At 70.7% G+C, this 12,992-nt stretch carries 10 protein-coding genes; 7 read left to right on the top strand and 3 right to left on the bottom strand.

Annotation, left to right across the window (positions count from 1 at the left end):
* Positions 1-232: 232 nt before the first annotated feature.
* Complete coding sequence (locus ABZT49_RS33955) at positions 233-1,345, bottom strand: CaiB/BaiF CoA-transferase family protein (protein ID WP_355292985.1); 1,113 nt, start codon at positions 1,343-1,345, stop codon at positions 233-235.
* A gap of 201 nt (positions 1,346-1,546) precedes the next feature.
* Between ABZT49_RS33955 and ABZT49_RS33950 the strand changes: the two genes are divergently transcribed.
* From ABZT49_RS33950 to ABZT49_RS33940, 3 genes are all read left to right on the top strand, one after another.
* Positions 1,547-2,308, top strand: a complete 762-nt coding sequence (locus ABZT49_RS33950) for an SDR family NAD(P)-dependent oxidoreductase (protein ID WP_355292983.1) — start codon at positions 1,547-1,549, stop codon at positions 2,306-2,308.
* A 10-nt stretch (positions 2,309-2,318) separates the two neighbouring features.
* Positions 2,319-3,452, top strand: a complete 1,134-nt coding sequence (locus tag ABZT49_RS33945) for an acyl-CoA dehydrogenase family protein (RefSeq protein ID WP_355292987.1) — start codon at positions 2,319-2,321, stop codon at positions 3,450-3,452.
* Positions 3,453-3,787: 335 nt separating this feature from the next.
* Positions 3,788-6,403 (top strand): EAL domain-containing protein, encoded by a 2,616-nt coding sequence (locus ABZT49_RS33940; protein ID WP_355292982.1) that lies wholly within the window; start codon positions 3,788-3,790, stop codon positions 6,401-6,403.
* A gap of 558 nt (positions 6,404-6,961) precedes the next feature.
* On the opposite strand, the gene uraH is transcribed toward ABZT49_RS33940, so the two are convergent.
* Both uraH and ABZT49_RS33930 read right to left on the bottom strand, forming a co-directional pair.
* On the bottom strand, positions 6,962-7,315 hold the full coding sequence (uraH, locus tag ABZT49_RS33935) for a hydroxyisourate hydrolase (RefSeq protein ID WP_355292980.1): 354 nt from the start codon (positions 7,313-7,315) through the stop codon (positions 6,962-6,964).
* Complete coding sequence (locus ABZT49_RS33930; protein ID WP_355292978.1) at positions 7,312-8,715, bottom strand: amidase; 1,404 nt, start codon at positions 8,713-8,715, stop codon at positions 7,312-7,314. The genes uraH and ABZT49_RS33930 overlap by 4 nt, the downstream gene beginning before the upstream one ends.
* A 107-nt stretch (positions 8,716-8,822) precedes the next feature.
* Here ABZT49_RS33930 and ABZT49_RS33925 point away from each other — a divergent pair, with 107 nt between their 5' ends.
* From ABZT49_RS33925 to ABZT49_RS33910, 4 genes are read left to right on the top strand one after another with little or no spacing between them, the layout of a single operon-like run.
* A complete protein-coding gene (locus ABZT49_RS33925; protein ID WP_355292976.1) occupies positions 8,823-9,932 on the top strand; it encodes an ABC transporter ATP-binding protein in 1,110 nt (369 codons plus the stop codon).
* A 23-nt stretch (positions 9,933-9,955) separates the two neighbouring features.
* Positions 9,956-10,999 carry an ABC transporter substrate-binding protein gene (locus ABZT49_RS33920; protein WP_355292974.1) on the top strand — a complete coding sequence of 348 codons (1,044 nt, stop codon included), beginning with the start codon at positions 9,956-9,958 and terminating at the stop codon, positions 10,997-10,999.
* A 6-nt stretch (positions 11,000-11,005) separates the two neighbouring features.
* Positions 11,006-11,857 carry an ABC transporter permease gene (locus tag ABZT49_RS33915; protein WP_355292972.1) on the top strand — a complete coding sequence of 284 codons (852 nt, stop codon included), beginning with the start codon at positions 11,006-11,008 and terminating at the stop codon, positions 11,855-11,857.
* A gap of 8 nt (positions 11,858-11,865) precedes the next feature.
* Complete coding sequence (locus tag ABZT49_RS33910; RefSeq protein ID WP_355292970.1) at positions 11,866-12,678, top strand: ABC transporter permease; 813 nt, start codon at positions 11,866-11,868, stop codon at positions 12,676-12,678.
* Positions 12,679-12,992: the final 314 nt, after the last annotated feature.

The raw sequence follows: 12,992 nt of genomic DNA, 5'->3' as shown, positions 1-12,992 counted from the left end.
CCGCAGGGACGACGCCGTCCACGCTTCTCTTTCTCGTATGAACTTGTCAAAGAGCGGGCCGGTCGAAACCGGCGATCATCGGCGACAACAGGACCCGCACCTGACCAAGGTCAGGCTTGCCGGCCCGGACTGTCTCGAAGACGTTTCAGCGACCGGTCCGCGGGAGCGGCCGGCGCCGATGGGTGGTCGTATAGGCCTCGTTCCCGGGGCCGTCAACACTCATTTCTCCGGCTCAGCTTCGAAAACTCCCCTCCCCGCTCCAGCGCGCGATCGCCTCTGCCAGTGTCAGCGGTCCCGGTGCAGGCCGGATCGCCGAGGGTGTGCCGGAGAACCGGGGTGCCGGTGCGGGCTGGACCGTGCCGGCGACGGTGACGAAGGTCTCGCGCGCCACGAGGTGCGGGTGGCCGGCGGCCTCGCTCAAGCCGAGAACCGGCGCCACGCAGGCATCCGTCCCCTCGAGGAGACTGCACCACTCGTCCCGCGTCCTCCCGGCGAACAGCGCTTCGAGCTTGCGCCGCAGGATCGGCCACATCTCCGGATCGTCGCGCCGGTCGAAATCCGGGTCGGACTCGAGGCCGGTCAGGCGGCGGAAGAGGGCGTAGAATTGCGGTTCGAGGGGGCCGATCGAGAGGTGGCGCCCGTCGCGGCAGGCATAGGTGCGGTACCAGGGCGCGCCGCCGTCGAGCAGGTTGGCCTCGCGCCGGTCGCTCCAGCGCCCCTGCGAGGCCAGCTCCGAGAACATCGCCATCAGGGAGGCGGCGCCGTCGCAGATCGCCGCGTCGACGACCTGGCCGCGGCCCGTACGGCCGGCCGAGAGCAGCCCGGCGAGGATTCCGGCGACGAGGTAGAGCGAGCCGCCGCCGTAATCGCCGACGAGGTTGAGCGGCGGCACCGGGTGCTCCGCCGGCCCGATCGCCGCGAGAGCGCCGGTGACCGCCATATAGGTGATGTCGTGCCCCGCGGCCTGTGCCAACGGGCCGTCCTGGCCCCAGCCGGTCATGCGGCCGTAGACGAGGCGCGGGTTGCGGGCGAGCACGATCTCGGGCCCGAGGCCGAGCCGTTCCATCACCCCGGGGCGAAACCCCTCGATCAGGGCGTCGGCGCGGTCGAGGAGCGCGAGGGTGCCGGCGCGGTCATCGCCGTCCTTGAGGTCGACCGTCACGGACGGGCGCCCGCGCGAGACGATGGTCTTCGAGTAGGGATCGCTGCCGCCGGGCCGGTCGAGGCGGACCAGCTCGGCGCCCATGTCGGCGAGCAGCATGGCCGCGAAGGGACCAGGGCCGATCCCCGCGAACTCGACGATGCGCAGGCCCGCGAGCGGCCCGCCCTGGTGCGACGGCTCCATATGCTGCCCTCCCCCGATCGCTCTCGTCCGGCGCTTGTCGTCGCCTGACCGGCGCGCCTTGACGATGTCGGGTCCGATCCATAGCGATGGGACCCATGCCCTGCCGCGTAGCAGACCGGTCCGCCCTTCGCCACGGGCGCATGGTGCACGCGACGGGCTCACCCACCGGACGAGTGGGGCCACGATACGGGAGGACTCGGCATGAAGGTCAATGGCGTAGCGGCGATCGTCACGGGCGGCGGATCGGGCCTGGGCGCGGCGACCGGCCGGGCGCTGGCGGCGGCGGGTGCGAAGGTCGCGCTCCTCGACCTCAACGAGGGCGCGGCGGCCGAGGTCGCCCGTGAGATCGGCGGGATCGCCCAGCCCTGCGACGTCGCCGATGCGGACAGCGCCGAGGCGGCGGTCGCCCGGGCGGCGGAGGCGCACGGGCCGGCCCGCATCCTGGTCAATTGCGCCGGCGTCGCGACGGCGGGCAAGATCGTCGGCCGCAACGGCCCGATCGATCTCGCGGCCTATTCCAAGGTGATCCAGGTCAACCTGATCGGCAGCTTCAACCTGCTGCGTCTCGTCGCGGCGGGCGCTCTCGCCCTCGATCCGCTCGAGGGGGGCGAGCGCGGCGTCATCATCTCCACCGCCTCGATCGCGGCCTATGAGGGCCAGGTGGGCCAGGCGGCCTACGCCTCCTCGAAGGCCGGCATCGTCGGTCTCACCCTGCCGGCGGCGCGGGAATTCGCCCCCGCCGGCATCCGGGTCTGCGCCATCGCGCCCGGCATCTTCGAGACGCCGATGCTGCGCGGCCTGCCGCAGGAGGTGCAGGATTCGCTCGGCGCCGCGGTGCCCTTCCCCTCGCGCCTCGGCCGGCCGGAGGAATACGCGAAACTGGCACTCGCGATCATCGACAATCCGATGCTCAACGGCGAGGTGATCCGCCTCGACGGGGCGCTCCGCATGCAGCCGAAGTGAGGGGGCTCGCATCATGCTGAGCGACGACCAGATCCTGATCCGCGACACCGCCCGCAGCTTCGCGCGGGAGCGGCTGAAGCCATTCTCGGCCGAGTGGGACCGGGAGGCGCGCTTTCCCCGCGAGGCCATCGCCGAGATGGGGGCGCTGGGCTTCATGGGCATGCTGGTGCCCGAGGAGCACGGGGGCGCGGCGGCCGACCACGTCGCCTACGCGCTCGCCATCGAGGAGGTGGCGGTGGGCGACGGCGCGGTCTCGACGGTGATGAGCGTGCACAACTCGGTCGGCTGCATGCCGATCCTGAAGTTCGGCAGCGACGAGCAGAAGCAGCGGTTCTTGGGTCCCCTCGCCCGCGGCGAGCAACTCGGCGCCTTCTGCCTGACCGAGCCCGGCGCCGGCTCGGACGCCGCCGCCCTCAAGACTCGGGCGCGGCGCAAGGGCAATGCCTGGGTGCTCTCGGGCACCAAGCAATTCATCACCTCGGGGGCGAATGCGGACGTCGCGATCGTGTTCGCGGTGACCGACCCGGCGGCGGGCAAGCGCGGCATCTCGGCCTTCATCGTGCCGACCAAGACCCCGGGTTACAAGGTGGCACGGATCGAGCCCAAGCTCGGGCAGCGCTGCTCGGACACCGCTCAGATCGTGTTCGAGGAGATGGAGCTCACCCCCGACCTGATGCTCGGCCAGGAGGGCGAGGGCCTGAAGATCGCGCTCTCGAACCTCGAGGGCGGGCGGATCGGCATCGCCGCCCAGGCCGTCGGCATGGCCCGCGCGGCGTTCGAGGCGGCGCTCGCCTATGCGGGCGAGCGCGAGACCTTCGGCCAGAAGCTCCACCAGCATCAGGCGGTCGCCTTCCGCCTCGCCGACATGGCGACGAAGATCGAGGCCGCGCGCCTCCTGGTGCTCAACGCCGCGCGGCTGCGCGATGCCGGGCAACCCTGCCTGAAGGAGGCGGCGATGGCCAAGCTCTTCGCCTCCGAGATGGCCGAGGCGGTCTGCTCCGACGCGATCCAGATCCACGGCGGCTACGGCTACCTCGCCGACTACCCGGTCGAGCAGATCTATCGCGATGTGCGGGTGTGCCAGATCTACGAGGGCACGAGCGACGTCCAGCGCATCGTGATCAGCCGGGCGCTGACCGCGTGAGACAAGAGTCCGGTCGTCGCACCCGCGACGGCCGGATCCCGGGTGCGGTCTCGCCGACGCGCCGGGCGATCCGAAGCTCGGACTCGTAGATCGGCGATTGCCGCAGCAGAAAGAGACGACAATACTCGTCCGTTCAGAGGCAGTTCATCGCCGCGCGATGGAGGATGCTGGCATCGTGCCGCACCCCGGCCGTGACGTACATCCCCCGGCTTAGGCCGTCTCGTCCACAGCGACGCGGCGCAGCAGGTGCGGTTTAACGCCTGCTTAACGTTTTTAACGTTGTGTCGAGTCCCGCCTGGCGTTCCAGCGCCGACCCGCCGGCAAGGAGCGTCGTGGTGCACCCTCGTCCCGACCGGGAGGCCGAACGCCTCTCCGCCCTGCACGCGCTCAGCATCCTCGACACGCCCCCCGAGGCTCATTTCGACGCGGTCTGCCGGCTCGCCCGTGCGCTGTTCCGGGTGCCCTACGCGTGGATCTCGCTGGTCGATGCCGACCGGCTGTGGTGCAAGGCCTCCGCCGGCATCGCCTTCGGTCCGACTGCCCGCGACGCGGCCTTCTGCGACCGCGTCATCCTGAGCGACGCGCCCCTCATCATCGAGGATGCGAGCCAGGACCCGCGCTTTCGCGGCTCGGCGCTCGTGACCGGCACGGCGGGCGTGCGGTTCTATGCCGGCGTGCCGCTGGCGCTGCAGCCGGGCCTCGCCCTCGGCACCCTTTGCCTCAGCGACACCGTCCCGCGCCGGCTCTCGGAGGACGAGAGCGGACAACTCGCAGACCTCGCGGCGATCGTCGTGTCGCAGCTGCGGCACTACGAGGCCCGCGTCGCCAGCCAGGCCGAGGCCTTGCGTCGGCGGGCGAGCGAGGAGGCCCTGGCCTTCGCCAACCGCAACCTGACGCTCGCCGAGCAGATGGCCCGGATCGGCCATTGGCGGGTCGACCTCGCCACCGGTGCCGTGACCTGGTCGGACGAGGTCTGCCGCATGCACGGGCGGGCGCCGGGCGATCCGGCAACCACCATCGCGGAAGCGCTCGATTACTATCACCCGGAGGATCGCGAGCGGATCGTGGCCCTCGTCGCCGAGGCGCGGGAGCAGCGGCACGGCTTCTCCTTCAAGGCCCGGATCGTGCGGGCGGACGGCGAGGTCCGGGTCATCGTCTCGCGCGGCATCTGCGAGCAGGACGAGGCCGGCACGGGCACCGCCCTGTTCGGCAGCGCACAGGACGTGACGGAGGTCGACCGTGCCGAGGCCGAGCTGCGCGCCAGCACCACCCTCCTCGACGCCACCCTGGAGCACATGGACCAGGGCCTGATGATGATCGACGAGGCCGGCATCGTGCGGGTCTGCAACGAGCGCGCCATCGCGCTCCTCGACCTGCCGCGGGACTTGATGCGCTCGGGGCCGAGCTTCGACGCGGTGCGGCGCCACCAGGTCGCGCAGGACGATTTTTCGAAGAGCGAAGCTTCCTTGCGCGAGCAGGTCGCGCACGCGCCGATCTTGCTTCACCCCCATACCTACGAGCGCGAGCGGCCGAACGGCACCGTCCTGGAGATTCGCACCGTGCCGCTGCCCACCGGCGGGGCGGTGCGCACCTACACCGACGTCACCGCCCGCAAGGTGGCGGACGCGCAGGTCGCCCACATGGCCCGGCACGACGGCCTGACCGGGCTGCCGAACCGGGCCCTGTTCCGCGACAGCCTCGACCGGCGCCTCGCCACCCTGCGGCGCCACGGCGGGACCTGCGGCGTGCTCTGCCTCGACCTCGACGCGTTCAAGGCGGTCAACGACACCCTCGGCCACTCGGCCGGCGACACCTTGCTGCACGAGGTCGCCGGGCGGATCCGCGACACCCTGCGGCAGGAAGACCTGCCGGCGCGCTTGGGCGGCGACGAGTTCGCGGTCCTGCTCGGCGGCGAGCCTAGCGCGGAGAGCGCCGCGGCGACGGCAGAGCGCCTGGTCGCGGCCTTGCGCGCGCCGGTGGATCTCGGCGGGCGGGAAGCGACGGTCGGGGTCAGCATCGGCATCGCCTTCGCGCCCGAGCACGGGCTCGACAGCGACACCCTGCTCAAGCGGGCCGACGTCGCGCTCTACCGGGCAAAATCGGAGGGGCGCAACACCCACCGCCTCTTCGCCGCCGCCATGGACCGGGCGGCGGAGGAGCGCCACCGCCTCGAATGCGACCTGCGCCTGGCGCTCCAGCGCGGCGAGTTCGCCCTGCACTACCAGCCGGTCTTCGATCTCGCGGCAGGCCGGGTCGTGGCGGTGGAGGCGCTGCTGCGCTGGCACCATCCGGCCCGCGGCCTCCTCGGCCCCGCCGCGTTCCTGACGCTGGTCGAGGAGACCGGCCTCGCCATGCCCCTCGGCGAGTGGGTCCTGCGCGGTGCCTTGCGCGACGCGCGAGGGCTCCCGCCGGGGATGCGGGTGGCGGTGAACGTCGCTGCCGCGCAGCTGCGCCACACCGGCCTCGCCGCCGCCGTCCGCGCCGCCCTGGCGGCGGCTGGGGAAGCACCCGCGCGCCTGGAGCTCGACATCGCCGAGAGCGCGGTCGCGGAGGAGAGCGGGCGGCTGGCGGAGCTCGCCGCCCTCGGCGTCGGGCTCGCCTTCGACGATTTCGGTGCCGGCGCCTCCTCCCTCGGCGCCCTGCAGCGCCTGCCCTTCGGGCGGATCAAGCTCGACCGGGCGCTCTCGGCCTCGGCGGCTTTCCCGGAGGGCGCCGGATTCTTATGCGCGGTCGTCGGCCTCGGGCGGGCGCTCGGCCGGGTGGTCGTCGCCAAGGGTGTCGAGACCGAGGCGCAGCTCGCCGGCCTGCGGGCGGCGGGTTGCACGGAGGCGCAAGGGTTCCTGCTCGGCCGGCCGGTGCCGTTCGGTGAGCTCGCGCTGATGCTCCGCAGCCGGGGCGGGCAGCAGGGCGGAGAGATGCGCGACGGACGCGTGCCGCGCTGGCGCGCGTGAGAGTTTGTTCTATTTTTGCGGACGGCGCTGCCCGACACTTTTCTATCCCACCCACGCCCTCATCCTGAGGTGCGAGTGAAACGAGCCTCGAAGGAGACCTCCAGGGATCGCGAGACCTCTGGAGGCCTCCTTCGAGGTCAGTCGATCTACGATCGACTAACACCTCAGGATGAGATTGTGGGTGGGATAAAATCTATCAATCAGGCAAGCAGGCTCTTAGATTATGTTTGACCAGCTTTGGCCAAAGTCAAATCCTACTTGCCATTCCGGGCTCCGATCTCGCGGCCCCGGACTGACGCAAATGGTATGAATACTGTAAGGCGAGTCGATCAGGCTCTGGCATTCTCCCATTTTCTGGACGAACGAAGCGAAGTGGAAGGAGATCTGGGATCAAGCATAAGATGTCGCGAAGCATCCTTATGTCAGCAACGTTGAAAAGGAAGAGCCGCTTCGCGGCAAGTCCTTGCGCAGGATCCCGGATCTCCTTCCGCTTCGCTCCAGTCGTCCGGGAAAGGGTTGGCCTATGAAACCGAGTGCGTCATCCAGCCAGCGACGCCATCACACCCCCCGGAACACGGCGTAGCCGAAGCGCGTGAACTTCAGCGGCAGGTGGTAGTGCTCCGCCGCATCCACGAGGGTGAAGCGGAAAGGCACCTGGTCGAGAAAGTGCGGGCCCGGCTGTCCTTGCGCCGTGAAGTACGCGCCGAGGTGGAACACCATCTCGTAGATGCCGGACCCGATCCCGTTGCCGCGCACGACCGGGTGGTCGAAGGTGCCGTCCGGGCCGATCACCCCGTCGGCGACCGGGCGCGGGCCGGATTCATCGATCGCCGCGAGGGTGACCCGGAGGCCGACGGCCGGGCGGCCCTCCGCCACATCGACGGCGTGGACCGAGATGCCGCCGCTCGTCATCGGGACGCCTCCCCGGGCAGAACAGGCCAGCGATCCGCGAAGGGGCGACGCCGCTCCAGCGCCTCGGCAAGGTCGAGGAGGAGGTCGTCGCGGCCGAACCCCGCCACGAGGTGGAGGCCGACCGGCATGCCGTCCGGCGCCGGGTCGACCGGCAGGCTCAAGGCCGGCAGGGCTGCCGCATTGACCCAGCCCGAATAGACCGCGTGGCCGCGGGGGCCGACCGGCTGCCCGTCGATCACCTCGGGATAGACCGCATCCGCCGCCCAGGGCATCGCCGCGGCCGAGGGCGTGACGATGAGGTCGAGATCCGCGAAGGCCGCGTTCGCGGCGTTGCGCAGAGCCTGCACCCGCTCGATGATGGCGGCGAGCAGCGTCGCGGGAGCGCGCGCCCCCTCCTCCGCCATCGCCCGGTACGGCGCGCTCGCCCGCGCGGCCAGGGCCGGATCGGCCTCGAACAGCCGGGCGAGGCCGATCTTGCCGATCTCCGGCCAGAGCGCGTTGAGCCCGTCGATCTCGAACGGCAGCGGCCCCTCCTCGATCGCCACGCCCAGAGCCGCGAGATCGGCGAGCGCCCGCCGGCAGGAAGCGGCGACGACCGGATCGAGGGGCGCGTCGCCGATGCGCTCGACGTAGCGGGCGCGCGAGGGACGCTCGGGGCGCGGCACCGGAGTGAAGGTCGACCACAGCACCCGCGGATCGGCGCCCTGCAGCAGGCTGAGCATCGCGCGGCTGTCGGCGACGGTGCGGGTGAGCGCGCCCGCCACTTCGAAATCGAGCAGCGGCGAGGGCAGGCCGCCGAGCCGCGGCACCCGGCCGAGGCTGCTCTTCAGCCCGATGAGCCCGGTATGGGCGGCGGGCCGGCGCAACGATCCGCCGCCATCAGTGCCGAGCGCGACCGGCGCGTAGCCGGCCGCCGTCGCCGCGGCGCCCCCGCCGGTCGAGCCGCCGGGGGTGAGGCCGACGTTCCACGGGTTGCGGGTGACGCCGAAACGGGCAGATGCCGTGTAACCTTGCACGGCGAATTCCGGCATCGTCGTCTTGGCGAGGGTCACCAGGCCGGCGCGGCGGGCCCGCGCGACGGGCAACTCGTCGTGGGGCGAGGGCGCCGCCTCCCCCGGCTCGGCATAGGTCGAGGGCAGGCCCTCGGTGACCAGAAACTCCTTCACGGTCATCGGCACGCCGTCGAGGACCGAGAGCGGCGTGCCGGCGCGCCAGCGGGCGGCGCTCGCCTCGGCCTCCGCCCGCGCCCCCGGATTCTCCCGCGCGATGGCGTTGAGATGCGGCTCCCAGGCGGCGGCCCGCGCCTGCGCAGCCTCCAGCGCGTCAACCGGCGAGGCGCGCCCGGTGGCGAAGAGCCGGCCGAGTTCGAGCGCCGACAGGCGCCACAGCTCCGTGCTCACGCAACGCCTCCGACGGTCAAGTGGTGGACTGACATAGGGTTTCCCGAAAATGGCATACGATTTGCGATCGGGTCGGAGGCAAGATCGATGCCGCAGGAATCCCCAACGTGACACTATCCGGATCGCGTGAGCGCGCCCAGGCGGAGGGCCGGTCGGTCGTGCTCGACGGCATCACCCACCGCTACGGCGGCGCCGTCGCGGTGGACAATATTAACCTCGACATCCGGGGCGGCGAGCTGGTCTCGCTGCTGGGGCCGTCCGGCTGCGGCAAGACCACGTTGCTGCGCATCGTCGCCGGCTTCCTGCGCCAGACCGAGGGACGGGTGATCGTCGGCGATCAGGTCATCGACGCCCTGCCCCCGAGCCGGCGCGCCGTCGGCATCGTCTTCCAGAACTACGCCCTGTTCCCGCACCTGACTGTGGCCGAGAACGTCGCCTACGGCCTCGCCGCGCGAGGTGCGCCCCGGGCCGAGCAGGCGGCCGAGGCGCGTCGCCTCCTCGACCTCGTTCAATTGGGTCATGCCGGGGGACGCTACCCGCGCCAGCTCTCCGGCGGGCAGCAGCAGCGAGTGGCGCTGGCTCGCGCGCTCGCCATCCGCCCGGCGGTTTTGCTCCTCGACGAGCCCTTCGCGGCTCTGGACAAGAACCTGCGCCTCGACATGCAGATCGAGGTGAAGCGGCTCCAGCGCGTCGCCGGCGTCACCACGCTGCTGGTCACCCACGACCAGGAGGAGGCTTTGTCGCTCTCCGACCGGGTGGCGGTGCTCTCGAACGGGCGCCTGGAGCAGTTCGCCGCGCCGACCACGGTCTACGACGCGCCGGAGAGCCTGTTCGTCAACACCTTCGTCGGCTCGGCCAACGCCGTGCCCGGCGTGTTGCTCGGGCAGGATGGGAGCGGGCCGCGGATCGCGCTCGATGCCGGCGGCGAGGTCCTGGCCCGGCCGCTTGCCCGGCCGATCGCGCCGGGCTCGCGCGTCACCCTGTGCCTGCGGCCCGAGCACCTGCGCCTCACGGATGGGCAGGACGGCATCGCGGGCGTGGTCGAGATGGCGTTGCCGCTCGGCCCCACCGTCGTCCACGAGGTTCGGGTCGGCGCCGGCCGCCCGCTCAAGATCGCCGAGCCGCGCCTCGGCGGTGGGCTTTTACGCCCGCCCGGCACCCCGGTGCGCATCGCCGTCGCCCCCGGCCTCGCCTCCGCCTTCCCGGCCGCCGCCTGACTTCCGAACCAGGAGCCCCTTCGATGCTCGACCGCCGCACCCTCCTCACCACCGCCCTGTCGCTCGGCGCGATGGAGCTGTTTCCCGGCCTGTCCTTCGCGCAGGCGCGGCCCCTCGTCTTCGCGACCTTCACGGGCAGCTGGGAGGAGGCGCACAAGGCCGTGCTGGTGCCGGCTTTCCGCAAGGAGACGAACAACGCCCCGATCGTCCTCGACCCGATGCTGTCGGTCGACCAGATCGCCAAGGTCTCGGCCGCCAAGGCCAACCCGCCGATCGACGTGATGCTGCACGATCCCGGCCCGGCGCTGACGGCTTTGGCCCAGGACCTCGTCGAGCCCTATCCGGTCGAGCGCAGCGCCGCCTTCAAGGAACTCATCCCCGACGCGCAGGACCCACACGGCCCGGCCGCCTTCTTCCAGGTCGTCGGCCTGACCTACAATCCCGACACGGTGAAGACCCCGCCGACCTCCTGGGCCGACCTGTGGCGGCCCGAATACAAGGGCCGGGTCGGCATCACCAACATGAACTCGACGCTCGGCTCCGGCTTCATGGTCGAGATCGCCAAGATGCATGGCGGCTCGGAATCGAACATCGACCCGGCCTTCAAGGCGATGGAGACACTGAAGCCCAACCTCTCGGCGGTGGCGGCCAATCCCGGGGCGCTGGCCACCCTGTTCCAGCAGGGCCAGGTCGACATCTCGCCCGGCAACTTCAACGCGATCCAGATCCTGAAGGCCAAGGGCGTGCCGGTGGAGTTCGTGGCGCCCAAGGAGGGCGCGATCGCGTTCAAGACGCTGATCCAGATCGTCAAGAACTCGCCCAACCGCGAGCTCGCCTTCAAGCTGATCGAAGCGGCGATCTCCGAGCCGGTCCAGACCCGGCTGATGCAGGCGCCCTACCTCGTCGTGCCGACCAACACCAAGGTGAAGATGACCGGCGAGATCGCCCGGGTCCTGGCGAAGGATACCGACGACCTAAAGAAGAAGTTCGTGTTCCAGGACTGGACAACGATCAACGCCCAGCGCCCGGCCTGGATCGAGCGGTTCAACCGCGAGATCAAGCTCTAAAGGATCTTGGCCGTGGCCCTGTCGGACGTCACCACCTACCCCTTGCGGCTGGCGAGCCCCCTCGCCCTGTTCTTCGCGGCGTTCTTCGCCGCGCCCCTGGTGGCGCTCCTCGCTCTGTCGCTCCAGGGGCCGGACGGGCATCTCGGCCTGTCGCAATACGCGGCTTTCTTAAGCGACGGCTTCAGCCTCGGCGTGCTCCTCGGCACGCTCTGGCTCGGGCTGAAGGTCACGGCCGCCTGCCTCGTCCTCGGGCTGCCGCTCGCCCTCGTCGCGACCCGAGCCGGGGGCTGGGTGCGGGGCGTGATCATCCTAGCGGTGCTGACACCGCTCCTCACCAGCGTGGTCATCCGCACCTTCGCGTGGATCGTGATCCTCGGGCGGCAGGGGGTGGTCAATTCCGTCCTCTCCTCCCTCGGGCTGATCGAGACGCCGATGCGGATGCTCTACGCGGAGGGCGGCCTCGTCGCGGCGCTGGCCCAGGTGCAGATGCCGCTCATGGTGCTGCCGCTGATGACGGCTTTGTCGCGCATCGATCCGAGCCTGTGGGACGCCTCGGAAGCGCTCGGCGCCGGGCGCTGGCGCACCTTCGTCCGGGTGACCCTGCCGCTCTGCCTGCCGGGCCTGATCGCCGGGGCGGTCCTCACCTTCGCGGCGGCGATCTCGGGCTTCATCACCCAGTCGCTGATCGGCGGCGGGCAGATGCTGTTCATGCCGGGCTACATCTACCAGCAGGCGATCGCGCTGCAGAACTGGCCCTTCGCGGCGGCGATGTCGGTGATCTTCCTCGTCGCGGTGCTCGCCGTGGTGCTGGCCTTCAACGCGCTCGGCCGCCTCGCCCGCGGCTACGCGCAGACCTGAGAGGATCCATGTCCCGCACTCCCGGCGCCCTCGACCGGCTCTCGTTCGAGGGCCTCCTGCACCTTCTCGCCCTCCTGGCCTTGATGCTGCTGCTGGCCCCCACCGTGATCGTCCTGGTGGTCTCGTTCACCGACGGGCTGTCCTTGCGCTTCCCGCCGCCGGGCTACTCCTTCCGCTGGTACGGCGAACTCATGGAGGCCTGGCAGCTGCACTACGCGCTCAAGAACAGCCTCACGGTCGCGGTGTTCGCCACCGTGCTGGCGATCGGGCTCGGGGTGCTGGCGGCTTTGGCGGTGGCGCGCTCGCCGCGTCTCTCGGCGCGCCTCCTCGACAGCCTCTTCCTCTCCCCGCTGATCCTGCCGGCGCTCGCCTTCGGGCTGTCGAGCCTGATGTTCTTCTCGCTGCTGGGCTGGCCGGTCTCGGTCGCCACGCTGGTCCTCGGCCACACCGTGGTCTGCGTGCCGTACGTGGTGCGCAACACCGTGGCGGCCCTGACCCAGCTTCAGCCCTCCCTGCTGGAGGGCTCTGCGAGCCTCGGTGCCTCGCGGCTCTACACGTTCCGGCGCATCACCCTGCCGCTGATCCGACCCGGCATCCTCTCGGGGGGCTTCCTCGCCTTCATGGCCTCGTTCGACAACATCCCGGTCTCGCTGTTCCTGCGCGACGCCGCCACCGACATGCTGCCGATCCGAATGTGGCAGGATCTGGAGGGCCGCCTCGACGTGACCATCGCGGCGCTCTCCGGAATCCTGATCGTCGCGACGATCGGGGGGATCGCCGTGATGGAGCGGGTGACGGGGTTGTCGCGGCGGCTGGTGTGAGCGGCACGCTCAGACTCGATTGCCCGGATCAAACGCCGGTTCACGCGTAGAACTCGTTCCCCTCTCCCGTGTGGGAGAGGGGTTAGGGGTGAGGGTGGAGACGGTGCCGCGATAGGCTTCGGACGTTCCGCTACCAGCACGACGGTTCGCGCTTTCTGCGGAAGCGCGCCACCCTACGCGATCTTCGATCGCCCCTACCCCTCTCCCACACGGGAGAGGGGATCCCGCGATCAAACGTCTGGCGCTGAGTTGGACGGACATCGCATGAGGTCTTCTTGGTCGATCTTCTTCCACCATCCCCCGACACCCCACCC

It is taken from the genome of Methylobacterium sp. EM32 (assembly GCF_040593685.1).
In the GTDB taxonomy this organism is placed as follows: Bacteria; Pseudomonadota; Alphaproteobacteria; order Rhizobiales; family Beijerinckiaceae; genus Methylobacterium.
This window is presented reverse-complemented; position numbering and strand designations above follow the sequence as displayed.

Bases quoted from the DNA above. Each gene is read 5' to 3' on its own strand.
- ABZT49_RS33955 (WP_355292985.1), bottom strand. From the start codon at position 1,345: ATGGAGCCGTCGCACCAGGGCGGGCCGCTCGCGGGCCTGCGCATCGTC.
- ABZT49_RS33950 (WP_355292983.1), top strand. From the start codon at position 1,547: ATGAAGGTCAATGGCGTAGCGGCGATCGTCACGGGCGGCGGATCGGGC.
- uraH (WP_355292980.1), bottom strand. From the start codon at position 7,315: ATGACGAGCGGCGGCATCTCGGTCCACGCCGTCGATGTGGCGGAGGGC.
- ABZT49_RS33920 (WP_355292974.1), top strand. From the start codon at position 9,956: ATGCTCGACCGCCGCACCCTCCTCACCACCGCCCTGTCGCTCGGCGCG.
- ABZT49_RS33910 (WP_355292970.1), top strand. From the start codon at position 11,866: ATGTCCCGCACTCCCGGCGCCCTCGACCGGCTCTCGTTCGAGGGCCTC.